Source organism: Streptosporangium carneum (assembly GCF_027922005.1).
GTDB lineage: Bacteria > Actinomycetota > Actinomycetes > Streptosporangiales > Streptosporangiaceae > Streptosporangium > Streptosporangium carneum.
This window is the reverse complement of the sequence record NZ_BSEV01000009.1, coordinates 206,917-233,753: the sequence shown is the minus strand read 5'-3', so window position 1 is coordinate 233,753 and position 26,837 is coordinate 206,917. Positions and strand designations below refer to the sequence as shown.

The following is a 26,837-nucleotide window of genomic DNA, read 5'->3' as shown; positions in this document are numbered from 1 at the left end:
TCTCTCAACTCCAGGAGTCCCCAATGGTGTTCCGTAAACTCATGGCCGCCTTCGGCGCCGGTGTCGAGGTCGACACGGTGCTGCAGAACTCCAATGTCCGCCCCGGCGAGATCCTGCGCGGACAGGTCAACTTCCGCGGCGGCGGCTCCGACTACAAGGTGGAGGGCATCTTCATCGACTTCACCGCGGTCGTCGAGGTCGAGAGCGGCGACAACGAGTACAGGTCGACCTACAGCTTCCTGCGCCAGCAGATCACCGGCCCCTTCCACCTCGCGGCGGGCGCCCCGCAGACGGCCCCCTTCGAGATCCCCGTGCCGTGGGAGACCCCGATCAGCGCCATCGGCGGCCACCCGCTGCGCGGCATGCAGCTGGGCGTCTCCACCGAGTTGTCCCTGGCCGGGGCCCTCGACAAGGGCGACCTCGACCCGCTGTTCGTCAACCCGCTGCCCGCCCAGGACCACGTGCTGGGCGCGCTGGACAACATGGGCTTCCGCTTCAAGAAGGCCGACCTTGAGCGCGGCACGCTGCGCGGTTCCCGGATGCCGTTCTTCCAGGAGATCGAGTACTACGCGGGCCACGAGTACGGCCGGCACTTCAGCGAGCTGGAACTGACCTTCATCTCGGGCCCGCAGTCGATGGACGTCATCCTGGAGGCCGACAAGCGCGGCGGCTTCCTGAGCTCCAGCCACGACACCTACAACCGGTTCACGGTCCGCTACAACGACCACCCGGGGCAGGTGGAGCAGTCGCTTCGCGCCGGTCTCCACTCGATGGCCCAGCACCGCGGCTGGTTCTGACGTCTCACGGCACGGCTCGCGCCCCGGTCGTCGCACCCGCCGACCGGGGCCGTCGTGGGCGGTGGATCAGCGGGAGCGGGCCCGTCGGCAGAACACTCCGGCCTGCCCCTGTCCTCGCGGAGCCGGTCGTGCTCTCTGTCCTGCTCGTGGCAGGCGAGCAGTTCCCCTGACACGGTCGTAGCTCATGATCGCGAGAAAAGGGATCAGGGAGCGATGGACTCGTCCGGCCAACGGCGGTACATGCGTTCGACCCAGGCGTCGTAGCGGTGGCCTGAGACCGCCCTGTAGTCGTGCTGCCGGTAGATGGCGAAGGCCTTGCGCTTGACCTCGCGTGCGACGGGGTCGAGGTTGACCGGAAGAGGCTGGATCGTGTACCCGCGGTAGGCGATCACCTCGACGTCGGCGGGCACGGCCGTGAGCGCGAACCGGGCGGCGGCGACGTGGTCGGGGTGCTCGACGCCGACGGACGGCGGGTCGGGGTCGAGGACACGCAGCACCGTGGGACGGAAGACGTCCGTCAGCGAGCGCATCATGTCCAGCACGTCACGGTGGGTCAGGCAGGCGGCACGGCGCAGGAAGGCGTGCACACAGGTCCTGCCCTCGGGGTCGGCCCACAACCTGGTCAGCGCGCCGCGACCGCCGTCGGCCCGGGGGTCGCCCCCGTCGGGCAGTCCGACGAAGACCAGCCGGACACCGGGCAGGTCCTCCAGGGTGTCCACCTCCACCGATATCCGGCCCGTCGTCATGAAGCTGCGCCGCCACCGGTCGCGGGCTCCGGCGACCCAGGCGTAGGCCGCCCTGACGCCCTTCTGCCGATCGAGGGCGTACCGCCGGGGAGGGTGGTCGTCGGACACTCCCGCGACCGACTCCCCCGCCGTGAGATAGACCGTGACGGTTCGCGCGCCACGGGCGACCAGACCCAGCAGGTCGGGGCTCATGAAAAGCAGGTCGTCGTCCGGGTGGGCGGCCACCTGGAGGTACAGCCCGTCCGGCGCCCCGCCTGCCGACAGGAACGCGGGCCCGGGGACACAGGCCAGCGGCAGCACCAGGGGAAACACCAGGGCGACGACGACCGCGACCGCCATGACCGTGCTCACGCCTCGCCCGCCCCGCACGCCGACCCCCGTCGCCATCGAAAGTAATTCGACGGTAGATGGCGGGATCGTCCGGTTCATGAACCGAGCGAATGATCTTTAACCGGGTGCAGTCATTCGAGAGACCTGTGCGGACTCATCCGGGAGGCGGAGCCCGGAGTACGACCGGGGTGTGGTCCCGCCTCGCTCCCGGAACCGTCCCGCCCGCTCCACGAACGGGACGAAGACAGGCGGAACGCGTGCGAGATGTATGCGGGCGCGAGATCCACACCGACGAGACAGCACGGGCCCGGCCGGAACACGGACCCTCTTCTCAGCGCACACGGTCCTCGGGGCGCACGTGGACCGACGCGGTCTTTCAGCGCGCGCACGAACCGACGGTCCTCTCCACGCACACGCGAACGCCCCGGCCTTCTCAACGTACGCATGAGCCGACGGCCTTCTCGGCGCGCGCGTGGACCGGCGGCTCGGCCGCCCTCTCCGGCGCGCGGCCCGGCGTCCCGGCCCCGGACTTCTCCCGGACGCTCCCGGGCTGTCGCCCCGTCTCTCCCGTCGTGTCCGCGGACGCGACGGGCTTGTGACCTCTCAGGCGTCCGCGCGGGCCACCAGCTCGGCCCAGACCTCGTCCACCCGGGCCTCCAGCTCCTTCAGCGACCCCTCGTTCGGCACCACGACGTCGGCGATCCTCAGCCGGTCCTCGCGGCTCGCCTGTGCGGCGAGCCTGGCCCTGGCGTCCCCCTCGGCCATGCCCCGCAGCCTGACCAGCCGATCGAGGCGCGTCTCGTCGGCCGCGTCCACCACGATCACCACGTCGTACATGGGGGCGAGGTTGTTCTCCGCCAGCAACGGCACGTCGTAGACGACGATCGCGTCCTTGTCGGCCTGGCTCTGCAGCTCGGCGACCCTCGCCCCGACCAGCGGATGCACGACGGCGTTGAGGGAGGCCAGCTTGTCCGAGTCGGCGAAGACGATCGAGCCGAGCCCCTCCCGGTCGAGCGAGCCGTCCTCGCGCAGCACCCCGGGCCCGAACAGGGCCACGATCCGCGCCAGTCCCCCGGTCCCCGGCTCGACCACCTCTCGGGCGATCTTGTCAGCGTCGATCACCACGGCGCCCCTGGCGCTCAGCCGCCGCGACACCTCGCTCTTGCCGGAACCGATCCCGCCGGTAAGCCCCACCTTCAGCATGAGCCGCAGCATACGCGCCGGACCGGCGCCCTCGAGTCTCGGGGCACGGCCCCCGGACGGGACGCGTGATCCTCCGCGGCTCCGTCACGGGCAAGGGACGCCCACGGCGGGGGCGGGCAGGAAACGGGCCGGATGGTCGACGGTGCACGGCCCGCGACGTCCCGCGTGCTCCTCCACACGGCGGAACGATCCCGGTTACGGCTGCCTGCGCATGTGGACGAGGGTCAGGTGGTCGCTCATCCGCTCCCTGTGGGTCTCCTGGTAGCCGTGACGCCGGTACAGCCGCAGGTTGCCCTCCGACAGGTGTCCGGTGAACAGGTCGAACGCCGTCGCGGAGACCATCTCGTCGTGCACGGCCGCCAGCAGGGAGCTCCCGATCCCCCCGCCCTGGACGTCGGTCGCCACCACCAGACGGCCGACCAGGCAGGTCGTGCCGGACATCCGCCCGCGGACCGCGCCGACGACGCGCCCGCCCTCCCGGGCGACGAGCACGACGCCCGTCTCGACCGCCCTGCGAACCTGCTCGGCGGACTCGACCAGCGGCGGGATGAACGGATCCCCGTAGAGCTGGGCCTCGCTCACATAGGCGGCCCGCTGCACGGTCAGGATCTCGCCTGCGTCTTCGGGCTCCGCCCGCTCGATCACGGTCACGCGGCAACCCTAGCGCGCGGAAAAGAAAAAGGACCCCGCCTGAGCGGGGCCCTTCTTCCGATCCTCAGATCGCCACATTCACCGCCGAAGCGTCAGCTCTGACCACCGGCGAGCTTCTCGCGCAGAGCCGCGAGAGCCTCGTCGGAGGCGAGGGCGCCCGCCGCCGGAGCGGAGGAGCCACTGCTGGAGCCGGCCGCCGGGGTCTCACCGGAGTAGGAGGTGGGGGCAGCCTCGCCCGCCTCCGCCTCGGCCTTGCGGGCCTCCTCGACCTGACGCTTGTGCGCCTCGAAGCGGGTCTGGGCCTCGGCGTACTGCCGCTCCCACTCCTCGCGCTGACGGTCGAAGCCCTCGAGCCACTCGCCGGTCTCGGAGTCGAAGCCCTCGGGGTAGATGTAGTTGCCCGAGTCGTCGTAGGTCGCCGCCATGCCGTACAGCGTGGGGTCGAACTCGACGTCGGCGCCGATCGCGCCCTCGTTCGCCTGCTTGAGCGACAGCGAGATCCGGCGACGGTCGAGGTCGATGTCGATGATCTTCACGAAGATCTCGTCGCCGACCTGGACGACCTGCTCGGGGATCTCGACGTGGCGCTCGGCCAGCTCGGAGATGTGGACCAGGCCCTCGATGCCCTCCTCGACGCGGACGAACGCACCGAACGGCACCAGCTTGGTGACGCGACCCGGGACGACCTGACCGATCTGGTGGGTGCGGGCGAACTGCTGCCAGGGGTCCTCCTGCGTCGCCTTGAGCGACAGCGAGACCCGCTCGCGCTCCATGTCGACGTCGAGAACCTCGACGGTGACCTCCTGGCCGACCTCGACGACCTCGGAGGGGTGGTCGATGTGCTTCCAGGACAGCTCGGAGACGTGAACCAGTCCGTCGACGCCGCCGAGGTCCACGAACGCACCGAAGTTGACGATCGAGGAGACGACGCCCTTGCGGACCTGACCCTTCTGCAGGGTGTTGAGGAACGTCTGGCGAACCTCGGACTGGGTCTGCTCGAGCCAGGCGCGGCGGGACAGGACCACGTTGTTGCGGTTCTTGTCCAGCTCGATGATCTTGGCCTCGAGCTCACGGCCCACGTAGGGCTGCAGATCGCGGACACGGCGCATCTCGACCAGCGACGCGGGCAGGAAGCCGCGCAGGCCGATGTCGAGGATCAGGCCGCCCTTGACGACCTCGATGACGGTGCCGGTGACGATGCCGTCCTCGTCCTTGATCTTCTCGATCGTGCCCCAGGCGCGCTCGTACTGGGCGCGCTTCTTGGACAGGATGAGGCGACCCTCCTTGTCCTCCTTCTGGAGAACCAGGGCCTCGACGTGCTCGCCAACCTCGACGACGTCCGCCGGGTCGACATCGTGCTTGATCGAGAGCTCACGCGAGGGGATGACGCCCTCGGTCTTGTAGCCGATGTCGAGCAAAACTTCGTCTCGATCGACCTTGACGACGGTGCCCTCGACGATGTCGCCGTCGTTGAAGTACTTGATGGTCAGGTCGATCGCTGCGAGGAACTCTTCCTCGGAGCCGATGTCGTTGACCGCTACCTGCGGGGTGCTCGAGGTGGCCTCAGTGCTGCTCGTCATGTGTGGAATTGCTCCGAACGCGGACAGATGTCGATGTGGCGAACACGCAGCAGGCCCCTTATCGCCAAGCCGATTGACACCGACCTGGTCGAGCGCGAGCCCACTCCGTCCGAGACACACGCGAGCCCACAGCGCAGCGATCAGCATATGAGAACAGACGAGCCTGGTCAATCCGGTAGCACGACACGCCGACGGCATGACCATGAGCGAAAGCCGTCAGTAGGCGTTGATCTGCTGTCTCCGCTGCGCGCTGATAGTACCCCGAAGTCGCTCAGGAACGGAGATGTGTTGGGGATCCCCGTCCGCTGTGTATCGCCGGTCCGGGTGCTTGTTCAGCCACTCCAGCCAGTACTGCGAGCACCACTTGCGGCACTCGCCCTTCTTGCCGTTGCTCTGCACCCGCTGGATGGCCCGCCAGTCGTAGTCCTTGGTGAAGGGCGAGGACGACGGCTGCGCGCCGGCCAGGAAGACTCCCTTGAAGGCGAACCGGGTGCCGTCCCACTTCCCCGACTGGACGGTCGATCTCTTACGGGGCATCGCGCCGAAGGGCAGCGCGAGCGTGTCCGACGGCCCCGTGCCGAGTTTCTTGAGCATCCGCTCGGTCCGGACGAGCTGTTCCGCGATCTTCTTCTTCGACAGGCCCGGCAGGTAGGCGTGGCTCCAGCTGTGGTTGGCCACCTCGAAACCGCGCGAGGTCAGCCACTGCACGGCGCGCGCCTGGTCACGCTGGTCGCGCAGCCCGAACGGCTCGCGGTTGACCCAGAAGGTGGCGACGGGACGGAAGTCGGGGTACTTCTTCGCGACCTGGTAGATGATCCCGACCGCGGTGTCCTTGACGGGCATGCCCCTGTCGTCCAGCGCGAAGTGGCTCGGACTCCCGTCGTCGAAGGTCAGCACCACCGGGTGCTTGCCCGCCGGGATGTCGATCCTGCCGGTGGCGAACTCCTGCGCGGTGATCGGCACGTAGCCGTCCCTGGCCAGGCGCTCCATCTCCTTGCGCACCTGGGAGGGGGTGCGGTCGATGGAGGCCAGTCGCTTCTTCATGATCCGGTGGTACATCAGCACCGGGATCATCCCCGCCTCGTTGGCCTTGACCTGCCGCGCGAACTCCGCGGAGGCCACGACGGGCGGCGGCAGCTCCGCGGAGGGCAGGCTGACCGTCGGCGAGGGCGACGGCGAGGAGGGCGGCGTCGCCGTTCCCGCCGGGGTGGGCGTCGCCGTGTTCGCCAGTGAGGCCGATGTCGGGGGCGCCGCGGTGGGGAGCATGAGAAGCACCGTCACTGCGGCGATCACGACCACCACGTTGGAGAGCATGATGATCTGCGTGAGTGGCGCTGAACTCCGCACAAAACTCCCGTACCCATCGAGATCCTGGCTGGATTACCACCCTAGAACAGACTCGGGCAGGCCGGGCAATCGATCAGTGACCCACACAGTCACCGCCCGGTGACCGCGGGGTGGCCGCCCGGTGACGACCACCCGGCGACCACCTCCCGGCGACGGGCTCAGTGACCCGCGTCCTCCCAGGTACGGCCGACGCCGACGGAGACCTCCAGCGGGACGCGCAGGGAGTAGGCGGCGTTCATCCGGTCGACGACCAGCTCTCGCAACGTCTCCAACTCGCCGGGCGCCACCTCGAACACGAGCTCGTCGTGGACCTGCAGGAGCATCCGGGAGCCCAGCGCCACCTCCTTGAGCGCGCTCTGCACGTTGAGCATGGCGACCTTGATGATGTCGGCCGCCGAACCCTGGATCGGCGCGTTCAGCGCCATCCGCTCGGCCATCTCCCTGCGCTGCCGGTTGTCGCTGTTGAGGTCGGGCAGATAGCGGCGACGGCCCATGATGGTCTCGGTGTAGCCGTCCTGCCTGGCCTGCGTGACGATCGCGTTGAGGAAGTCGCGGACGCCGCCGAACTCCTCGAAGTATTCGTCCTTGAGCGCCCTGGCCTCCTGCACCGGGATGCCGAGCTGACCGGAGAGACCGAAGTCGGACAGGCCGTAGGCCAGGCCGTAGTTCATCGCCTTGATCTTGGCCCGCATCTCGCCGTTGACCTGCTGGGGCTCGATGTCGAAGACCCGCGCGGCGGTGGCCTGGTGGAAGTCGTGCCCGGACTCGAAGGCCGCGATCAGCGACTCGTCTCCGGACAGGTGCGCCATGATCCGCAGCTCGATCTGGCTGTAGTCGGCGGTCAGCAGGGTCTCGTAGCCGGGGCCGACCACGAAGCCCTGCCGGATCCTGCGGCCCTCCGCGGTGCGGATCGGGATGTTCTGCAGGTTGGGCTTCTCCGAGCTGATCCGCCCCGTGGCCGCCATGATCTGGTTGTAGGTGGTGTGGATCCGCCCGTCGTCGGCGATCTCCTTGATCAACCCCTCGACCGTGATGCGCAGCTTCGCCTGGTCGCGGTGCCTGAGCATGATGGTCGGAAGCTCGTGGTCGGTCTGCGTGGCCAGCCACGCCAGCTGCTCGGCGTCCGTGCTGTAGCCGGTCTTGATCTTCTTGGTCCTGGGCAGCCCGAGCCTGACGAACAGGATCTCCTGCAGCTGCTTGGGCGAGCCCAGGTTGAACTGCTCGCCGACGGAGGCGTGCGCCGCGTCGACCGCCTGCTTGACCGCGGCCCCGAACTCGGCCTCGAGGCCGCTGAGATACGCGCCGTCGGCGGCGATCCCGGCCCGCTCCAGCTCGGCCAGGACGGTCACCAGGGGCAGCTCGACGTCACCCATCAGGTGGGTGCCGCCGCGCGGCTCCAGGAAGGCCTCGAGGGCGTCGGCCAGCTCCCGCACGGCCATGGCCCGCAGCCCGAGGTCGCGGACGGCGTCGGTCTCCTCGTCGTCGAAGAGGCTGGCCTGGCCGTCGGTCTCGGCCTCGCCGCGCAGCTCCCGCCGCAGGTAGGCCCGGACGAGGTCCTCCAGCGGGAAGGCGCGCTGCCCGGGCATCGCCAGATAGGCGGCCAGGGCGGTGTCGCAGGTCAGGCCGCGCAGGTCCATCCCCTGCGCCCACAGCGCCAGCATCGGCCCCTTCGCGTCGTGCACGGCCTTGGCCCTCGAGGCGTCGCACAGCCAGTCGCGCAGGGCCGCCTCGTCGGCCTCGGTCAGCGTGGTCGGGTCGATGAACGCGGCGCCGGGGCCGCCGTCCGCGCCGCCGTCGGGCGCGGCGATCGCGATGCTGTCGATCCGCCCCGTGCCGCTGCCGTACGCGCCCTTGAAGGCGAGCCCGGCCCTGCCCTCGGGCAGCCTCCGCAGCCACGGGCCCACCTCGTCGGGGCCGAGCGCGACGGTCTCGACCTCGAAGCCCTCCCCCGTCTCCGGCTCGGCCGAGGAGAGCGTCTTGAACAGCCTGTCGCGCAGCTCGCCCCTGAACTCCAGCGTGTCGAGGATCTTGTCGATCTCGTGGCGGTCGCCCTGGCCGATCGTCAGCCCGGAGACCTCCAGCTCCAGCGGGACGTCGCGGGTGAGCTGGGTGAGACGGCGGTTCATCAGCACCTGGTCGAGGTGGTCGCGCAGTTTGTCGCCGACCTTGCCCTTGACCTCGTCGACCCGGTTGACCAGCTCCTCCAGCGAGCCGAACTCGCGGATCCACTTGGCGGCCGTCTTCTCCCCGACGCCCGGGATGTTCTTGAGGTTGTCGCTGCTGTCGCCCCTGATGGCCGCGAAGTCGGGGTACTGGGCCGGGGTGAGCTCGTACTTCTCCAGCACGGCCTCGGGGGTGAACCTGGTCATGTTGCTGATGCCGACCCTGGTCATCAGCACCGTGACACGCTCGTCGACCAGCTGCAGCGCGTCGCGGTCGCCGGTGACGATCAGCACGTTCATGTCCTGGGCGGCGGCGCGGGTGGCGAGCGTGGCGATCAGGTCGTCGGCCTCGAAACCCGCCAGCGACAGGTGCGGGACGCGCAGGGCGTCGAGCATCTCGTGGATCAGGCTCATCTGGCTGCGGAAACTGTCGGGGCTCGCGCTGCGGTTCGCCTTGTACTCGGGGTACTCCTCGTGCCGGAACGTCGGCTCGGAACGGTCGAAGCAGACGGCCACGTGTGTGGGCCGCTCGTCTCTGAGCACGTTGACCAGCATCGAGGTGAACCCGAAAACCGCGTTGGTCGTCTGGCCTGTCGTGGTGGAGAAGTTTTCCTCGGGCAGGGCATAGAAAGCCCGGTATGCCAGGGAATGTCCATCCAGCAACAGCAGACACGGACGCGAGGGGGTCGCTTCGTTCTTCGGCACAACGGAAGCCTAGTCTCCTGGTGCGACAGAAAAGCTGGTACAGCGCGACAGGAGACATCCCTTGACCATGACAGACCCAGAGGAAGTCGCCCGCGTCATCGAGGAGCGCCTCGGCGGCACCCACAGCGGCACGCTCGTCGAGCGGATGGGCATCGAGATCGTCGAGGCGACCCCCGAGCGGGTCGTGGGCCGGATGCCGGTCGAGGGCAACACCCAGCCGTACGGCCTGCTGCACGGCGGCGCCTCGTGCGTGCTGGCCGAGACCCTCGGCTCGATCGGCGCGGCCCTCCACGCCGGCGAGGGGCGCGGAGCGGTCGGCATCGAGATCAACGCCACCCACCACCGCTCGGCCACCTCCGGCCACGTCACCGGTGTCGCGACCAGGGCGCACGGCGGCGGGACGATCGCCACCTACGAGATCGAGATCACCGACGACCAGGGCCGCAGGGTGTGCACCTCGCGCCTGACCTGCGTGCTGCGCGACCGCTGACCTCCCGATGACCTCCGGCCTGCCCGCGGGCCCCGATCCAGCACGTTTTCGATCATAATCGGACCTCCCCTTTTTGCACTCTTGCCACACGAGTCGCTACCGTGGGTGACATCGATGCCCGTGGGGGGACCGAGTAGAAAACGCACAGGGTCGGGGAAGCTCTGTGCGGCGCCAAAGGTCTCCCCCGGGCTCGTGATCCCCGGCGTCCACCGCGTCCGCCCTGTTCGGGGTGTGAGGACCTCAGCGCGGAGACGCCTTCCACGAGAAGGCCCCCAGGCCCCCTCAGTCGCCTCCTGCGGCCCGCACGGCGGGCGGGCCGACAAATGCACGGCGACGCCCCGCCGCCCCCGCTGAGACGAGCTGGGAGCCTCGCAGGAGCCCACGCGCGGCCCCCGGGACCGCCGGAAGGGCGCGCGACTCGTCCGGCGAGGGCGAGGCGGCCGCCCGCTCGCACGGGCGGCCGCCGGGCGGGAGCGCCGCAGGACGGGAGGAGCTCAGACGTCGGTGTGCGTGGGGTCCAGCACCCGGCGCAGGAAGCTCTTGGTGCGCTCGTGCCGCGGGGCGCCGATCACCTGGGCGGCGGGGCCGTCCTCCACGATCACCCCGCCGTCCATGAAGACCACGCGGTCGGCCACGTCCCTGGCGAAGGCCATCTCGTGGGTGACCACGAGCATGGTCATGCCCTCCTCCGCCAGTTTGCGCATGACCGTGAGCACGTCGCCGACCAGCTCGGGGTCGAGCGCCGAGGTGGGCTCGTCGAAGAGCATCAGCGCCGGGTTCATGGCCAGCGCCCTGGCGATGGCCACGCGCTGCTGCTGTCCGCCGGACAGCTGGGCGGGGTAGGCGTCCGCCTTGGCCGCGACGCCGACCTTCTCCAGGTTCTCCCTGGCGATCCGCCTGGCCTCAGCCGCGCTCCGCCCGAGCACCCGCCGCTGGGCGATCACCACGTTCTGCAGCACGGTCATGTGCGGGAAGAGGTTGAACTGCTGGAAGACCATGCCGACGCGGCGGCGGGCCGCGTCGATGTCGACGTCGGGGTCGGTCAGCTCGACGCCCTCGAGGACGACCCTGCCCGAGGTGGGCTGCTCCAGCAGGTTCACGCAGCGCAACAGCGTCGACTTGCCCGACCCCGAGGGGCCGATGACGCAGACCACCTGTCCCGGGTCGACCGCGAAGTCGATCCCCTTGAGCACCTCGAGCTTGCCGAAGTGCTTGTGCAGGTTCCTGATCTCGACCGCGTGGGCCGCCGGGGTCACCGCTTTCGCCTCCTTCGCCGGAGTCGCCATCACCGCCCCCTCCCCTGACGCTTCTCCAACCGGCTCGCGAGGTAGCCGAGCGGGATCGTGACGAGCAGATAGGTCACGCCGACGACCAGGATGGGCGTGGCGTTGGAGAAGGTGGAGGCCAGGTCGTTGCCGAACTTGGTGAGCTCCACGTACTCGCTCGTGACGCCGAGGAAGAGCACCAGCGACGAGTCCTTGAGCAGGGACACGAACTGGTTGGTCGTCGGCGGGATGACGATGCGGACCGCCTGCGGGATGACGATGCTGATCATGGCCCGCGAGTGGGACATGCCCAGTGAGCGCGCCGCCTCCATCTGCCCCTTGGGAACCGCCTGCAGCCCCGCGCGGAGCGTCTCGGCCATGTAGGCGGACCCGACGATGGTCAGGCCCAGGATGCCCTGGCCGTAGGTGCCGCCCGGCACCTCGAAACCGCGCAGCGCCAACGGCAGGAACAGGATGAACAGGAAGATGAGCAGCGCGGGCAGACCACGGAAGATCTCGATGTAGGCGATCGCGATCCACCGGTACGGCAGCACCGACGACAGTCTCATCAGCGCGAAGATCAGGCCGAACAGGAACGCGAAGACGAAGCCGCCGACGGAGTAGATGATCGTGTTCTTCAGGGCGACCGTGAACACCTCCGGCCACGTCTCCGCCGCGACCTCGGGTTTGGCGAAGTTCTGCGCGAGACCGCCCCAGTCGATGCGCAGCACGAGGAAGACGACGACCGCCACCAGCACGACGTACTGGACGGCCCTGCTGATCTGCTGCTTCTTTCGCGGACTGAGCCGGGCCCTGCCGGGAGGAGTCCCGGCGGGGCCCGACGGCTCAGTCGCCGTTGACTTCTCGGTCATGGATCAGCCGAGCTCGCCGGGCTTCTTGCCGAACCACTTGACGTAGATCTGCTCGTAGGTGCCGTCGGACTTGGCCGTCGTGATCGCGTCGTTGATGGCCTTGAGCAGCACCGGGTCGGCGTTCTTCTTCAGGCCGATGCCGTACTGCTCGCCGGTGTTCAGACTGGCCAGCAGCTCGAACTTGTCGGCGATCTCCGGCTTCTTGAGCCAGGTGAGCACGACGGGCAGGTCCTGGATGATCACATCCACCTGACCGGACTGCAGGCCGAGGAGCTCCTTGGGAGAGTCGGCGAACTCCTTGGGGTTGAGGCCGTTCTTCTTGGCGTACTCCAGGCCCGTGGTCGACGCCTGGGCGCCGAAGGGCAGGTTCTTGGCCTTGATCTCCTCGAGCGTCTTGACGCCGACCCCCTTCTTGCCCAGAAGCGCCTGGGTCGCGTCGAAGTAGGGGACGGAGAAGTCGATGTTGGCCTGGCGCTCGGGCGTGATGGTCATGCCCGCCGCGGCGACGTCGCACTTGCCCGCGGCCATCGCCGCGCCGCTCTTGATGACGGCGAAGTCGATGTCGACGATGTCCTGGGTCAGGCCGAGCTTCTTCGCGGCCAGGTCGACGATGTCCACGTCGAATCCGACGACCTTGTCGCCCTGCTTGAACTGGAAGGGTTCGTAGGGCAGGTTCGTGCAGGTGGTCAGCTTGCCGGGGTGGATCACCTTGGGGCCGCCCGCCGCTGCGGGGGCACTGGAGGAGGCACCGTCACTCGTGCTCGCGCCGGTGTCGCCGCCGCCGCAGGCCGCGAGGCCGAGCGTTCCGGCGACCACCAACGCGCCCGCCGCCAACGCACGACGGGAAACAGAACTCAGGCCCACGGAGGCCTCCTTACGGTCAATGTCGCATCGTGGACAGTTACCTCCGGGTAATACTGCCTCACCTGCGAGGACGTATAGATCACCGCTACGACACAATTCGGACAACAACCACTTTCGGAGCCGCCAAGATCGCTATCGTGCCCAAACACGGATCCTGACGCCTCCGCTCACCGGACGGTCAGCCTCTCGGTCTTCATTCGACCAGCGCGGTCCCGGACCGGCGAAGTCAAGCCCAGAAACTGTGAAAATATTCTATATTCGCACTTCAGATGGGTGAACATGCCCTCCGAGCACACCTGACGCGCCTCGAAAGCGACCGCAGCATACCCGCGGAAACGGCCCGCGAACGCCCCCCTGATCACGAAATCGCCTTGTTCCGGCTTTTCGCGGCTTCGACGGGGGAACGTCCCCGCACCCTCGGGAAAAACGACCTCACACGCACCCCGGGAAAGCCGGGGGACGCCGGAAAAACCCGGGGGCCGGAGCACTAGAGGCATTGAGGGCCGGGTCCGTTTCAGCTAACTTGCCCGATGTGCGCAACCTCCCAAAGCTGTTCACCGGTGCCGCCGTCTCGCTCGTGCTCCTCACCGGCTGCTCGGAGAACGCCCCCGCGGCACCCACCCCCTCTCCCACCCCGACCTACCCGCTGACACCCCGCCCGGTGCGGCCGGGCGAGCGCCCGGTCACCGCCGCGCCGGTGACGGACGGCGACACCCGTTTCCAGGTGATCGGCCTGCAGACCGGCCTGGCCGGCTTCTTCGGCAGCCACGCCGAGTGGCAGGCCAAGGGACAGTACGTGGTCGTGCGGATCGTCGTCGACAACCCCGGCCGCACCAACTCCCGCTTCGAGGCCAGGCGGCAGAGGCTCCTCACCTCGGACGGCGGGTCGTACGGCGTCGACAACTTCACCCAGGCCATCAAGCGCCAACCGGACACTCTTCCGGTCGGGGCCGAGGTCAGGATCGAGATGGACCTGTGGTTCGACGTGCCCAAGGCGGCGAAGGTCACCGCGATCCGGTTGTACGGCGACCCGCCCCTCGGCGTCGGCGGCACCACCGACGGCATCACGGTCCCCCTGCCCTGACGGCCCGCCCTCACAGGCTGACGTCCGCCCGCCCCCGCGAAGGCCGCGCCGGGAGAGCACGCGTCCCCGCCGCGCGGACGCGACGGGGACGCGGGCAACCACCGGACGAAGGACTACGCCTGCGCCTCCGGCGCCTCATGCCCGAGACCGCCGCCCAGGTAGGCGGCCTGCACGTCGGGGTCGTCGAGCAGCTCCGCGGCGGGCGCGCTCTTGACCACCTTGCCGGTCTCCAGGACATAGGCCCTGTGGGCGAGCTTCAGGGCCTGCTGGGCGTTCTGCTCCACCAGCAGCACCGTGGTGCCGCGGCGGTTGATCTCCTCGATGATCGAGAAGATCTGCTGTACCATCAGCGGCGCCAGCCCCATCGACGGCTCGTCGAGCAGCAGCACCTTCGGCTTGGCCATCAGCGCGCGCCCGATGGCCAGCATCTGCTGCTCGCCGCCGGACATCGTGCCGCCCGCCTGCGTCCTGCGCTCGGCCAGTCTGGGGAACAGCTCGTAGACCTCCGCCAGGTCGGCGGCGAAGTCGCCCGAGCGCGTGTAGGCGCCCATGAGCAGGTTGTCGTGCACCGTCATGCCGGGGAAGACTCCCCGGCCCTCGGGCGCCTGCCCCAGGCCCGCGATGACCCGTTTGTGTCCCGGCATCTTGCTGATGTCCTGGCCGTCGAAGACGATGCTCCCCGATGTCAGACCGCGCAGGCCGGAGATCGTCTTCAGGGTCGTGGTCTTGCCGGCGCCGTTCGCGCCGATGAGCGTGACGATCTCGCCCTCGTTCACCTCGACCGAGATGCCCTTGATCGCCGCGATCTTGCCATAGTGGACGTGGATGTCCTTGACCTCAAGAAGCATCTGCGGGAGCCCCCAAATACGCCTCGACGACCCGGGGGTCGTTCCGCACCTCGTCCGGCAGACCGTCGGCGATCTTCTGGCCGAAGTCCAGCACCGCGATGCGGTCGCTGATGCCCATGATGAGGCTCATGTCGTGCTCGATGATGAGAATCGTCCGGCCCGCGTCACGGATGTCGCGGATCAGCTGCTGCAGCGCGATCTTCTCCGCCGGGTTCATGCCGGCGGCGGGCTCGTCGAGCAACAGCAGCTTCGGCTTCGTCGCCAGCGCGCGGGCGATCTCCAGCCTGCGCTGGTCGCCGTAGGGCAGGTTCTTCGCGTGGTCGTTCGCGCGATGCGAGATGCCGACGAAGTCGAGCAGCTCCATCGCCAGCGCGCGCCCTTCGCGCTCGGCCTTACGGTGCAGGGGAAGGCCCAGCGCCACGCTCAGCATGCCGGACCTGTGGTGCGCGTCCGCGCCCACCATGACGTTCTCGATGGCCGTCATGTTGTGGAACAGCCGGATGTTCTGGAAGGTGCGGGCGACACCACGCTTTGTGATCTTGAAGCGCTTGACGCCGCTGATCTTCTCGCCCTGGAAGCGGACCTGCCCCTCCGTCGGCTGGTAGACCCCGGTCACCACGTTGAAGACCGTGGTCTTGCCCGCGCCGTTCGGACCGATGAGGGCGAAGATCTCTCCCTCGTTGATGGTCAGGTCGACGTCGCGCAGTGCCGTGACTCCGCCGAACCTCATGACGAGACCCTGCAGCTCCAGCATCGCCCGGCCGCCGGGCCCTCCGACCGCCCCACTCACCTCGGCGCTCACTTGGAGGCCACCTCCTCACCGTGCGACTCGGGACCGGGAACCTCTGCGCCGAGGGCCCCCATCCCGCCTGATCCCTCCTGCAGCTCCGCCTTGCGCTGGCGTGACGGCAGCAGACCCTCGGGGCGGAAGATCATCAGCGCCACCAGCACCGCGCCGAAGATCAGCATGCGGTAGTCCTGCAGGCCGCGGAAGCGCTCGGGCAGCCACGCCACCACGAACGCGCCCAATATGACGCCCGGCAGGTTGCCCGCGCCACCCATGACCACCGCGGCCAGAATCGTCGCCGACAGCAGGAACTGGAAGTCGTTCGGGTTGATCGAGATGGCCTTGGCCGCCCACAGCACGCCCATCGCACCGCCGATGGAGGCGCCGATCGCGAAGGCGAGCATCTTGAACCTGAACGTCGGCACGCCCATGACCTCGGCCGCGTCCTCGTCCTCGCGGATCGCCGCCCAGGCGCGCCCGACGCGGCTCTTCTCCCAGCGCTTCACCAGGATGATCACGATGACGGCCAGCGCGACCAGCAGGTAGTAGTACGGCCGCGGGTCCAGCACGCCGTACTTGAAGATCTTGATTCCGAACAGCTCGACGTCCGGGAAGCTCGGCGGGTGCGGGATGGCGCGGATGCCGTTCGGGCCGCCGATCGAGTCGGTGTTGCGCGCCGTGATCCGGATGATCTCACCGAAGCCCAGCGTGACGATCGCCAGGTAGTCGCCGCGCAACCGCAGCGTCGGGGCGCCCAGCGTGATGCCGGACAGCGCGCACAGCCCGATCCCCACCAGCAGGATCAGCCAGAAGTTCCAGCCGAGCCTGGTGCCGATCAACGCCATCGCGTAGCCGCCGACCGCGTAGAAGGCCACGAAGCCCAGGTCGAGCAGGCCCGCCTGGCCGACGACGACGTTCAGGCCGATCGCCAGCACCACATAGGTGCCGATCGGGAAAAACAGGATGCTCGCCCAGTCGGTGTAGGGCGACATGAAGGAGCCGATGCTCTCCGACGGCAGCAGCAGCGCCCCGACGATCAGGAGCGCGTAGACGATCCAGCGCTGCCAGCCAGGCGTCTTCAGCCAGCGATCGTGTACGCCGTCGCCGTAGCGGCTGAGCCGATGACGGAAATCTTCCAGGGAATTCTTCTGCTTCATGCGCGCGCCTGCTGGAGTGATTCACCGAGGATTCCGGTGGGGCGGAACATCAGGACCAAGACGAGGATGCTGAAGGAGATCACGTGCTTCCAGTCGGAGCCCGCGAAGATCGCTCCGTAGTTCTCCACCAGCCCCAGCGCGACACCGCCGACCAGGGCGCCGCGCAGGTTGCCGATGCCGCCCAGGACCGCCGCGGTGAACGCCTTGATCCCGAAGAGGAAACCGATGTAGTAGTACGTGTTCTCGTAGGAGATCAGGTACAGCGCGCCGGCCACACCGGCCATGCCGCCGCCGATGAGGAACGTCATCCGGACGATCTTGTTGATGTCGACGCCCATCAAGACGGCCGCCTCGGGGTTTTGCGCGGTGGCGCGGATCCCCCGGCCGATCTTCGTACGGTTGACGAGAGCGTCGAGTGCGATCATCATGCCGACCGCCGCCACGATGACGAGCACCTGGTCCACCCTGACGGAGTGGCCGAAGATCGAGAAAAGCTCGCTCTTCTCCATCAGCCGGGGCAGGCCCATCTGGATGCGGCCCTTCTCGGGACGGTTGAAGACGTTGGGGATCACCAGGAGCGCGAACAGCTCCTGCAGGAAGATCGAGGCGCCGATGGCCGAGATCAGCGCCGCCAGCCGGGAGGCGCCGCGCTTGCGCAGCGGCCGGTAGGCGATCTGCTCGAGCGCGACCGCCGTGCCGGCCGAGGCCAGCGTCCCGGCTACGATCATCAACAGAATCACGCCGACGAGCGCGAGGCCGGTCAGCGGCTCGCTGACGCCGAGCGCGAACGGGACGAACATCGCACCGAAGGTTCCGATCATGAACACTTCTGAGTGCGCGAAGTTGATCAGCCGCAGCACGCCGTACACCATGGTGTAACCGAGCGCGATCAGGGCGTAGATCGATCCGAAGGCCAAGCCGTCGATCGTGGCCGGCCAGAACTGATTGACGAAGTCATTGAGCACTAGGGTTTACCACTTCTAGCGGGGGTCGCCTGCACTGCCGGTAGCACACCGCTTCCAGCAGAACCTCGTGGACTCTGGTGGAAGTACGCCGAAAGCGGGACCGCACTGCGGCGATCCCGCTCCCCGCGCGTCAACTACCTTCTCTTCTCGTGGTCCCGACTCAGCCCAGCTTGGCCTCTGTGGCCTTGCCCAGCAGCGTGATGGCGCCGTCCTTGACCTGGTAGATGTAGATGTCCTTCGCCTCGACCTCACCGTTCTCGGCGAACTTCACCTGCTTGGAGACACCCGCGAGGTCAATGGTCTTGAGGAACTCGTTGATCTTGTCTGTGGTGGTGTTGCCCGCCTTGACCGCTTCGGTGAAGACCGTGGCGGCGTCGTAGCCCTCGGCCGCGTAGATCGCCGGGTCGGCGTTGAAGGCCGCCTTGTAGGCTTCGGCGAAGCCCTTCACCTTGGCGTCGGTGACATCCGGCGTGGCGAGGTAGCACGGGCAGCCGATCAGGGCGCCCTCGGCGTTGTCCTTGCCCGCGCTCTCGATCAGGCCCTTGTCCAGCGAACCGTCGCCGGAGAAGAACTTCGCGTCCTTCACGCCCTTGTCACGAAGCTGCTTGAGCAGGTTGCCGCCGGCGGCGTAGTAACCGCCGAAGAAGACCGCGTCAGGCTTGGCCGCCGCGACCTTGTTCACCACCGAGGAGAAGTCGCTCTCGCTCGGGTCCAGCGAGTCGTTCGTCAGCTTGACGCCCTTGGTGCCGAGCTGGGTGCGGACCGCGTCGGCCAGCGGCTTGCCGTACTCCGACTTGTCGTCGATCACGAACACGTTCTTCGCACCCGCGGCACCCGCGATGAAGTCGGCGACGCCGGGACCCTGGACGCTGTCGTTCGGCAGCAGGCGGTGCCAGAACTTCCAGCCGTTCTCGGCCAGCTTGGTGTTCGTCGCCGAGGCGGTGATGCTGGGGATCTCCGCCTCCTCGAGCACCGGGGCCACCTGTGCGGACTCACCGGAGAAAGCGGGGCCGATCAGACCGACGATCTTGTCGTTCTTGATGGCCTGCTGGGCCAGCGCGACGGCCTTGGAGGCGTCGCCCTGGCTGTCGTACTTGACCAACTCGATCTTCACCGGCGGGTTGGTCTTGTTGTACTCGTTGATGACGAGGTTCGCGCCGTTCCACGGGGGAATGACGATGCCCGCGCTGGGACCGGTCAGGTCTCCCATGAAGCCGATCTTGACGGTGCCGCCAGCGGGAGCGGCAGCGCTGGGGTCGCCGCCCGACGGCTTGTCCTCAGAGCCGCCGTTACCACAGGCAGCGAGACCGAGGGTGAGCGCCACACCGGCAGCGAGCACTCCACCGAGGCGAGCAGTCTTAGGCCGCAAGGTTGCCTTCCTTTCACCCGACCCCTCATGGGGAGCGGGTTCACAGATGCCCTCCCTGACGGAGTGGCCAGGGGGTTGTGTCGGTTAGTACAGCCAGCGGATGTCACGGGTCGATACAGGACAGGCCACCGTAACCGTTTCGTTATTACACCGATCCTTTTCGGCTATAAGCGACAAAAGCAATGGTCACTGGCAGCATCGCGCCCCTCACATAGATCACTTACAGACACGCGAAAGCCCGCGCGACACCCTGGAACCCAGAGCCGCGCGGGCTTAACAGATAGGAAACCTTCCTAACGGACAGAGGACCGGGGCCGGCCGCTCATCCCGTCGCCCATCCCTCGATCCTCCCTGGCGGGACCACTCCCCCGCCCCGGCCCCTCACGGCCGACGCCCCGTCAGCCCCCCTCGCCCCCGCCGGAGCCCGACATCCCGTCGACCACGATCTGCGCCACCTGACGCATGCTCAGCCTGCGGTCCATCGACGCCTTCTGGATCCACCGGAACGCCTGCGGCTCACTCCAGCCGTGCTCCGACATCAGCAGACCCTTCGCCCGCTCGACGAGCTTGCGCGTCTCCAACCGCTCGGAAAGCGTCCCCACCTCCCGCTCGAGCGCCGCGATCTCCTCGTGCCTGCTCACCGCCATCTCGATCGCGGGCACCAGATCCGACTTCGTGAACGGCTTCACCAGATAGGCCATCGCCCCCGCGTCCCTCGCCCGCTCCACCAGATCACGCTGCGAGAACGCGGTGAGGATCAGGCACGGCGCGATCCGCTGCGACACGATCTGCTCGGCGGCCGAGATCCCGTCCAGGATGGGCATCTTCACATCCAGGATCACCAGATCGGGCCGGTGCTCCGCCGCCAGCGCCACCGCGGCCTCCCCGTCGCCCGCCTCCGCGACGACGGCGTATCCGTCCTCTTCCAGCATCTCCTTGAGATCGAGGCGAATCAGGGCCTCGTCTTCCGCGATCACCACTCGCCGCTGCGTACTCACGAGCAAGAGAGTACCGATGTCCGCTAGATTAGGACCACGCCGGTGTCCACAGCTGATCCAGTTCTGGGTAAGCTCGGTCCCGACACACAATCCGGACAAGTCCGGAAATATGCCCTGATATCCCAACGGCAGAGGAAATGGTCTCAAACACCATCTAGTGTGGGTTCGAATCCCACTCAGGGCACCAAAAACCGCCGGGCCTTGCACCGCCAGGCGGTTTCTGTCACACCCGTCGACGACACTCTCCGTATGTACGACACCACCGTCCGTCAGAGAGTGAGTCGGCTTCTCGACTCCGGCCAGACGATCAGCTCGGTCAGCCGCCAGACCGGCGTGTCACGTTCGACGATCAGACAATGGCGAGACCAACCGGATCGTGTCCCTTCACGTGTGGCCTCCTGCCCCAGGTGCCTGGACGTCCCGGAGTCCCCCGAGCCGGCCGACGCCTACGCCTACCTGCTGGGTCTCTATCTCGGAGACGGTTGCATCAGCGTCGTCGGAGATCCCGGGAAGCGGGTCTGGTCATTGCGGATCATGTGCGCGGACGCCTGGCCGGGCCTGCAGGAGGAATGCGCCCAAGCACTCGCCGCCCTCAGGCCCGGCAACAAGGTCCGCAGGCTTCCTCGTCAGGGGTGCACGGAAATCAACTCCTTCTCCAAGCACTGGCCTCACCTGTTCCCGCAGCACGGGCCGGGGAAAAAGCACAACCGTTCGATCATTCTGGAAAGCTGGCAGCGACAGATCGTCCAGGCGAATCCCGGCAGTCTCGTCCGCGGCCTGTTCCACTCCGACGGATGCAGGCTGAGCAACCGGGTCCGGCGAGAACTTCACAGCGGAACGCGCCGGTACGAATATCCTCGCTATCTCTTCGTGAACAAGTCCCGGGACATCCTGGAGCTCTGCGGGGAAACCCTCGATCTCCTCGGGGTGGCGTGGCGCCGGTCCAAGCCCGACACCATCTCCGTCGCGCGGCGGGAGGCCGTCGAGCGGCTGGACGAGTTCGTCGGGCCGAAGCACTGAGGGGCGGGGCGCACAGAGCGGGGCGGGTTGCCCGCGAGGGGAGGGATCGGGAAGAGTCGGCGACACCCGGGCCTGCGGGGTCCTTCGAAGTGAGAGGCAGCCATGACTTGTGACGTCGTTCCCGGCGAGCTCCGCCTGAGCGGGCACGGCCTGGTGTTGCGGGAGTGGGAGGACGACGACCTGGCGGCGATGGTCGGCCTGTTCGACGATTCGGAGGTCGCCTACTGGACGCCGTTGGTCTCGCCGTTCGACCTGGAGGCGGCCAGGGTCTACCTGAAGCGGGCGAGAGAGAGGCGGGCGGCGGCGCAGCGGGTTCAGCTGGCCATCACTCTGGACGGGGGCGAGGCCATGGGCGAGGTGCTGCTGATGCGCAGCGGGCCCGGCCTGGAGGTGGCGGAGATCGGCTACAGCGTGGGAGCGGCGTACCGGGGGCGGGGACTGGCGGCGCGGGCGGTGCGGGTGATGACGGAGTTCGCCCGCGAAACGGTGGGGATCGGGCGGTTGCTGCTGGAGATCGAGGCGGACAACGCGGCGAGCGCGGCGGTGGCGAGGACCGCGGGTTACTACCTGACAGACGCGCCGCCGATCACGGCCGAGGAGAAGGGCAGGACGCTGTCGCTGCGGACATGGGAGTACGGGGGGCGGTAACGAGGCCAGGAGGGCCACAGCGAGGGCACGGGAGGAAAATCCCCTATGAGCCCACTTGTTCGTTCTGAGGGCGTTCAGAAGCCCGGCAGAGCATGTTCGAAGGAAACAGTCGGGCGGAGCGGGGGCGGATGGCGGGCCCCGGACCGGGCCTGTGAAGCCTGGCCCGGCCGGGCGGAACGGACGGGTCCGGCCTGGAACGTCAGAGCCCGGCCCGGGTGAGTCAAGCGACCGGACCCAGCCAGGTGAATCGCCTGGCTGGGTCCGGCAAGGTGAGTCACCTGGTTGAGCCTGGCCCGAGCATGTCAAGTGGTTGGACTTGGCTCGGGCATGTCAAACGGTTGGGCCTGGCCCGGGTGAATCAAACGGTTGGGCCTGGCCCGGGTGAGCCAAACGGTTGGGCCTGGGCCAGGCGCGCGGAACGGGGAAGGCCGGGCGGAACGCGGGTCAGGCGGGGTGGGCGACGGCCGCGCCGATGGTGTGGACGCGCAGGGCGTTGGTCGAGCCTGCGGTGCCGGGAGGGGAACCGGCGACGATGACGACCTTGTCGCCCTTCTCCAGTCGGGCGTGGGCCAGCAGGGAGGCTTCGACCTGGCGGACCATGTCGTCGGTGTGATGGACGAACGGCACCTCGAAGGTCTCGACACCCCAGGTCAGCGCGAGCTGGTTGCGAACGTGAGGTGCGGAGGTGAAGGCGAGCAGCGGGATCGGCGAGCGGTAGCGGGCCAGGCGGCGGGCCGTCTCACCCGACATGGTGAAGGCGACGAGGGCCTTGGCGCCGACGATGGCGCCGACCTCGGCGGCGGCGCGGGCGATGGCGCCGCCGGTGGTCTCCGGCAGCCGGTCGAGGCTGTGAGTGGCCTGCAGCGAGGTCTTCTCGGCCGCGCTGGCGATGCGGCTCATGGTCTGGACCGTCTCGATGGGGTAGTTGCCCACCGAGGTCTCGCCGGAGAGCATGACGGCGTCGGCGCCCTCCATGACGGCGTAGGCGACGTCGGAGGCCTCGGCACGGGTCGGGCGCGGGGCGGAGATCATCGAGTCGAGCATCTGGGTGGCGACGATGACGGGACGGGCCTTCTCCCTGCAGAGCTCGATGGCCCGCTTCTGGACGATCGGCACGTCCTCGAGGGGCAGCTCGACGCCGAGGTCGCCACGGGCGACCATGATGCCGTCGAAGGCCTCGATGATCTCGGGGAGCCGCTCGACGGCCTGGGGCTTCTCGATCTTCGCCAGCAGCGGGAGCCGGACGGCCTCCTGCTCCATGATGTTGCGCACGACGTCGGCGTCCGAGGGGCGGCGCACGAAGGAGAGGGCGATGAGGTCGAATCCGGTGCGCAGGGCCCAGCGGAGGTCGGTCTCGTCCTTGTCGGTGAGGGCCGGGGCGCTGACGTTGACGCCGGGCAGGTTGAGGCCCTTGTTGTCGGAGATCATGCCGCCGATGATCACGCGGGTGGTGACGCGGGGGCCGTCGATGCGGGTGACCTCCAGGTGGACGCGTCCGTCGTCGACGAGGATGCTGTCGCCGGGGCGGACGTCCTTGTGGAGGCCGAGATAGGTGGTCGAGACCTGTTCGCGGTCTCCCGGAACGTCTTCCGTGGTGATGGTGAAGACGTCGCCGAAACCGAGGCGGACGGGCCCTTCCTCGAACTTGCCGACGCGGATCTTGGGACCCTGCAGGTCCGCGAGCACGCCTACGCCGCGGCCGAGTTCGGCGGCGGCCTCCCTCACCCTGTCGTAGACCTCCTTGTGCAGCTCGTGGCTGCCGTGGCTGAGGTTGAAACGAGCCACGTCCATGCCTGCGGCGATGAGCTCGCGGAGGCGTTCTGGAGAGGAGGTGGCGGGGCCCAGGGTGCAGACGATTTTCGCGCGACGAGTCACAGGTCCCACCCTAATTGGTACAGACCACTTGGTCGTTACGTTGACTGGAGCGGGGATGAAAAACTCGGTGACATCACGCTACAGCCGTCACACCATGGTCGTGAACAGACACCTCGCCGGACAGGGCGGGGCGGCCCCGGACGAGGACACGGCGGGTGGGGACACCACGGACGGTTGAGGCGGCGCCCGGGGTGCGAGGCGTGCGCGGGCGACCGGTGATTCGAGTGAGGCGTTCTCATCGGATCTTCATGGAGCGCCAAGGGGGTGTTGAGGCGGCCGTTCGAGGGTTTGGCGCATGGATGTGCGCGGGGAACCCCGGTGGTCGAGGTGGGTGCTGGTCGCGGCGTGCGGATTGGCGGGAGTGTTGTACGGCTGGGCGCTCAGCTCGGTGGGATACGGCAACTCCTACTATGCGGCGGCGGTCAGGTCCATGACGCTGAGCTGGTCGAACTTCTTCTTCGGGGCGTTCGACCCGCTGGGGGTCTCGACGGTGGACAAGCCGCCGGGCGCGTTGTGGGCGCAGGTGCTGTCGGTGCGGGTGTTCGGATATCACGGCTGGGCGCTGATCGTGCCGCAGGCGGTCGAGGGGGTGCTGGCGGTCGCCGTGCTGCACCGGGCGGTGGGACGCTGGGCGGGCCCGGCCGCGGCGTCGATCTCGGCGCTGGCACTGGCGCTGACACCGATCACGGTGGCGGTGAACCGGAACGACAATCCCGACACGCTGCTGGTGCTGTCGCTGGTGTGCGCGGCGTACGCGGTGACGCGGGCGGTCCAGGGCGGCCGGGCTCGCTGGCTGGTGACGGCGGGGGCGTTCGTGGGGCTGGCGTTCACGGTGAAGATGCTGCAGGCGTGGGTGGTCGCTCCGGCGCTGCTGGGAGCCTGGCTGGCGGCCGGGCTCTCGTGGCGACGGCTGTGGTCGGCCGTCGCGGCGGGGGCGGTGATGCTGGTGACGTCGCTGGCGTGGGTGGTCGCGGTCGAGGTGTGGCCGGGCGCCAGGCCGTACGTGGGAGGCAGCAGGGACGGCGGCGCGTGGGATCTGGTGGTCGGTTACAACGGCCTCGGACGGCTGCTGGGGACGCGCGACGGGGCGGGGACCGGGCTGGGGAACGCGGGGCCGAGCATGGGCGGCGACCCGGGTCTCGGCCGGCTGTTCAACGAGCAGGTGGCCGGGCAGATCAGCTGGTTGCTGCCGTTCTGCCTGGTGGGGATGGTGGCGGCGGTCGTCACGATGGTCGTGCGGAGACGACGGGGCGGGGTGCGGAGCGGCCTGGCCGTCGAGACAGAGGGGGCACGGGAGGGGGCGGCGTCTCGGACCGCGCGGACCCGGGGAAGACGGGACGAGACCGTGGGGGCCGGGACGCTGGATGCCGAGGTGGTGAGGGCCGGGACCGAGAGCGGCGGGGCTGGGACCGGCGGGGCTGGGACCGAGAGCGGCGGAGCTGGAAACGGGACCGGCGGGACGTACGCGGCGGGCTGGGTGCTGTGGGGCGGCTGGCTGGTGCTCTGCTGGGCGGTCTTCAGCTTCGCGGAGGGGATCTTCCACCCGTACTACACGACGCAGCTCGGTCCCGCGGTGGCGGCGGTGGCCGGGGCGGGCGCGGTGACGATGTGGCGGCTGTACCTGCGACCCGCGGGCTGGTCGTGGGCACTGCTGCCGGTCGCCGTGGGAGCGTCCGCGCTGTGGGCCGTGCTCGTGGTGGGGCGGACGCCGGACTGGCTGCCCTGGCTGACTCCGCTGATCGGGGTCGCGGGAGCCCTGGGGGTGGCGGGGCTGCTGGTCGGCCGGTTGCCGCTGCGGGTGTCACGCGGCCGGACACGACGGGTCCCTGCGGTGGCGGCGACGGTCGCCGCCGTGGCCGTGATGGCGGCTCCCACGGCGTGGTCCGCGGCCGAGCCCCTCGACGGGCCCGGCGGCACGGGCGGGGTGAATCCGACGGCGGGGCCGGAGGCCGGGTTCGGCGGCGGTGGGCCAGGACGGGGTGGCTCCTGGGCGGGCGGGCCTGGACGCGGCGGTCGTGGCCCCGGTGGCGGACCCGATGGCGGACCTGATGGCGGCCCCGGTGGCGGACCCGATGGCGGACCCGATGGCGGACCCGATGGCGGACCCGGTGACGGAAGCGCGCCCGGCGGTTTCGTCCGGGGGAACGGCCGAGGCCAGGGCGGCGTTCCTGGGGCGGGAGATCAGGCGGGGCCAGGCGCCGGGCAGAGCGGCGCGACAGGACAGGGACGGGACGGCGGGCCTCGCGGGGGCGGGGGCGGCCTGTCGACATGGGGTGTGGCGACCGGGACGCTGACGGCCGGGCAGCGTGACGTGCTGGAGTACGTCACCGCCAGGCGGGACGGGGCCAGGATCCTGCTGGCGACCCTGTCCGCGACCGGTGCTGCGCCGTACATCATCGCGACGGGCGAGGACGTGGTCGCGATGGGGGGCTACAACGCGACCGACCAGGCGGTGAGCCTGGAGGAGCTGAAGCGGCTGGTCGCGGACGGCGATCTGCGGTTCGTCCAGCTGTCGGGCTTCACCGGCCAGGGAGCGGACTCCGACCCCCGGCTGGTCTGGATCGAGGAGAACTGCTCCCCTGTCACGCTGGAGGGTGTCACCGATCTTCGCCGGTGCGGCGCGTAACGCGGCGATCATGCCCGTTCACCGGGCTGAGCGCCGCCCACCCACGCCGACCAGGCCCGCGCCACCGCCCGCCGCACCGGCGTCCCATGGGACGCCACGGCGAAGACGAACGGGCGGACCGCCGATCGCCGGTGGAGCGGTAGGCGGGGCGCCGCCGATGGAACGGGCGTGCCGGGCGTCGATGGTGAAGCGCGATCCGAGGCGACGACGGGACGGGGTCTCGGCGAAGTCGGACGTGCGGATCGCCAACCATGAAACTGAGTTCGAGACAGCGGTAGGACGGTAGACGGGACTCCCTGCTGGAACGAGGCTCGAGGCGACGCCGAGACGGTAGGCGAGGCACCCCCGATGGAACGGGCGCACCGGTCATCGACGATGGAGTGGGCTCCGAAACAGCGGTGGTGGGGTGGGTGGGCGGGGCGCTCCTGGTGGGGTGGGGCGGTGAAGA

Annotated in this window: 22 protein-coding genes and 1 tRNA gene; 7 read left to right on the top strand and 16 right to left on the bottom strand. The window is 68.8% G+C overall.

The annotated features are described in order from the left end of the window. Positions 1–23: 23 nt before the first annotated feature. The gene (locus tag PKF00_RS21335; RefSeq protein WP_271219346.1) at positions 24–797 is read left to right on the top strand and encodes a sporulation protein; all 774 of its coding nucleotides are present in this window, start codon (positions 24–26) and stop codon (positions 795–797) included. Positions 798–1,000: 203 nt separating this feature from the next. On the opposite strand, the gene PKF00_RS21330 is transcribed toward PKF00_RS21335, so the two are convergent. From PKF00_RS21330 to polA, 6 genes are all read right to left on the bottom strand, one after another. Continuing rightward, complete coding sequence (locus PKF00_RS21330) at positions 1,001–1,930, bottom strand: PIG-L family deacetylase (protein WP_271219345.1); 930 nt, start codon at positions 1,928–1,930, stop codon at positions 1,001–1,003. A gap of 546 nt (positions 1,931–2,476) precedes the next feature. Next, positions 2,477–3,076, bottom strand: a complete 600-nt coding sequence (gene coaE / locus PKF00_RS21325) for a dephospho-CoA kinase (protein ID WP_271219344.1) — start codon at positions 3,074–3,076, stop codon at positions 2,477–2,479. Between the two features lie 195 nt (positions 3,077–3,271). After that, positions 3,272–3,727, bottom strand: a complete 456-nt coding sequence (locus PKF00_RS21320; protein WP_271219343.1) for a GNAT family N-acetyltransferase — start codon at positions 3,725–3,727, stop codon at positions 3,272–3,274. Between the two features lie 92 nt (positions 3,728–3,819). Further along, positions 3,820–5,307, bottom strand: a complete 1,488-nt coding sequence (rpsA, locus tag PKF00_RS21315) for a 30S ribosomal protein S1 (RefSeq protein WP_271219342.1) — start codon at positions 5,305–5,307, stop codon at positions 3,820–3,822. Positions 5,308–5,523: 216 nt separating this feature from the next. Further along, positions 5,524–6,621 (bottom strand): polysaccharide deacetylase family protein, encoded by a 1,098-nt coding sequence (locus PKF00_RS21310; RefSeq protein ID WP_271219341.1) that lies wholly within the window; start codon positions 6,619–6,621, stop codon positions 5,524–5,526. 191 nt (positions 6,622–6,812) lie between these two features. Next, positions 6,813–9,521: a DNA polymerase I gene (gene polA / locus PKF00_RS21305; RefSeq protein WP_271219340.1), complete on the bottom strand. Its 2,709-nt coding sequence runs from the start codon at positions 9,519–9,521 to the stop codon at positions 6,813–6,815. Between the two features lie 67 nt (positions 9,522–9,588). Between polA and PKF00_RS21300 the strand changes: the two genes are divergently transcribed. Beyond that, complete coding sequence (locus PKF00_RS21300; RefSeq protein WP_271219339.1) at positions 9,589–10,011, top strand: PaaI family thioesterase; 423 nt, start codon at positions 9,589–9,591, stop codon at positions 10,009–10,011. 494 nt (positions 10,012–10,505) lie between these two features. Here PKF00_RS21300 and PKF00_RS21295 read toward each other — a convergent pair whose 3' ends face one another. The 3 genes from PKF00_RS21295 to PKF00_RS21285 are packed head-to-tail and all read right to left on the bottom strand — an operon-like array spanning position 10,506 to position 13,012. Next, positions 10,506–11,297, bottom strand: coding sequence for an amino acid ABC transporter ATP-binding protein (locus PKF00_RS21295; RefSeq protein ID WP_271219338.1), 792 nt, complete (start codon positions 11,295–11,297; stop codon positions 10,506–10,508). Then, complete coding sequence (locus PKF00_RS21290) at positions 11,297–12,148, bottom strand: amino acid ABC transporter permease (protein ID WP_271219337.1); 852 nt, start codon at positions 12,146–12,148, stop codon at positions 11,297–11,299. Before PKF00_RS21290 ends, PKF00_RS21295 begins: the two co-directional genes overlap by 1 nt. A gap of 3 nt (positions 12,149–12,151) precedes the next feature. Further along, complete coding sequence (locus PKF00_RS21285; protein WP_271219336.1) at positions 12,152–13,012, bottom strand: ABC transporter substrate-binding protein; 861 nt, start codon at positions 13,010–13,012, stop codon at positions 12,152–12,154. A 532-nt stretch (positions 13,013–13,544) separates the two neighbouring features. Here PKF00_RS21285 and PKF00_RS21280 point away from each other — a divergent pair. Beyond that, positions 13,545–14,096 carry a DUF4352 domain-containing protein gene (locus PKF00_RS21280; RefSeq protein ID WP_271219335.1) on the top strand — a complete coding sequence of 184 codons (552 nt, stop codon included), beginning with the start codon at positions 13,545–13,547 and terminating at the stop codon, positions 14,094–14,096. A gap of 113 nt (positions 14,097–14,209) precedes the next feature. Here PKF00_RS21280 and PKF00_RS21275 read toward each other — a convergent pair whose 3' ends face one another. The 6 genes from PKF00_RS21275 to PKF00_RS21250 form a co-directional block, all read right to left on the bottom strand. Beyond that, positions 14,210–14,944, bottom strand: a complete 735-nt coding sequence (locus PKF00_RS21275; RefSeq protein WP_271219334.1) for an ABC transporter ATP-binding protein — start codon at positions 14,942–14,944, stop codon at positions 14,210–14,212. Continuing rightward, positions 14,934–15,746 (bottom strand): ABC transporter ATP-binding protein, encoded by an 813-nt coding sequence (locus tag PKF00_RS21270; protein ID WP_425582185.1) that lies wholly within the window; start codon positions 15,744–15,746, stop codon positions 14,934–14,936. The genes PKF00_RS21275 and PKF00_RS21270 overlap by 11 nt, the downstream gene beginning before the upstream one ends. Then, a complete protein-coding gene (locus PKF00_RS21265; RefSeq protein ID WP_271219333.1) occupies positions 15,743–16,888 on the bottom strand; it encodes a branched-chain amino acid ABC transporter permease in 1,146 nt (381 codons plus the stop codon). The genes PKF00_RS21270 and PKF00_RS21265 overlap by 4 nt, the downstream gene beginning before the upstream one ends. After that, positions 16,885–17,805, bottom strand: coding sequence for a branched-chain amino acid ABC transporter permease (locus PKF00_RS21260; protein WP_309298425.1), 921 nt, complete (start codon positions 17,803–17,805; stop codon positions 16,885–16,887). The genes PKF00_RS21265 and PKF00_RS21260 overlap by 4 nt, the downstream gene beginning before the upstream one ends. Before the next feature lie 208 nt (positions 17,806–18,013). Continuing rightward, entirely contained in the window at positions 18,014–19,222 is a 1,209-nt protein-coding gene (locus PKF00_RS21255; protein ID WP_271219331.1) for a branched-chain amino acid ABC transporter substrate-binding protein, read from the bottom strand. Between the two features lie 398 nt (positions 19,223–19,620). After that, positions 19,621–20,220, bottom strand: coding sequence for an ANTAR domain-containing response regulator (locus tag PKF00_RS21250; RefSeq protein ID WP_425582184.1), 600 nt, complete (start codon positions 20,218–20,220; stop codon positions 19,621–19,623). A gap of 111 nt (positions 20,221–20,331) precedes the next feature. Here PKF00_RS21250 and PKF00_RS21245 point away from each other — a divergent pair. The 3 genes from PKF00_RS21245 (at position 20,332) to PKF00_RS21235 (ending at position 21,888) form a co-directional block, all read left to right on the top strand. Continuing rightward, positions 20,332–20,407: transfer RNA gene (locus PKF00_RS21245), tRNA-Leu, on the top strand. Positions 20,408–20,469: 62 nt separating this feature from the next. After that, positions 20,470–21,240 carry a helix-turn-helix domain-containing protein gene (locus PKF00_RS21240; protein ID WP_271219330.1) on the top strand — a complete coding sequence of 257 codons (771 nt, stop codon included), beginning with the start codon at positions 20,470–20,472 and terminating at the stop codon, positions 21,238–21,240. 102 nt (positions 21,241–21,342) lie between these two features. After that, complete coding sequence (locus PKF00_RS21235) at positions 21,343–21,888, top strand: GNAT family N-acetyltransferase (RefSeq protein WP_271219329.1); 546 nt, start codon at positions 21,343–21,345, stop codon at positions 21,886–21,888. Between the two features lie 444 nt (positions 21,889–22,332). On the opposite strand, the gene pyk is transcribed toward PKF00_RS21235, so the two are convergent. Continuing rightward, on the bottom strand, positions 22,333–23,763 hold the full coding sequence (gene pyk, locus PKF00_RS21230; protein WP_271219328.1) for a pyruvate kinase: 1,431 nt from the start codon (positions 23,761–23,763) through the stop codon (positions 22,333–22,335). A gap of 295 nt (positions 23,764–24,058) precedes the next feature. Between pyk and PKF00_RS21225 the strand changes: the two genes are divergently transcribed. Continuing rightward, positions 24,059–26,389, top strand: coding sequence for an ArnT family glycosyltransferase (locus PKF00_RS21225; RefSeq protein ID WP_271219327.1), 2,331 nt, complete (start codon positions 24,059–24,061; stop codon positions 26,387–26,389). Positions 26,390–26,837: the final 448 nt, after the last annotated feature.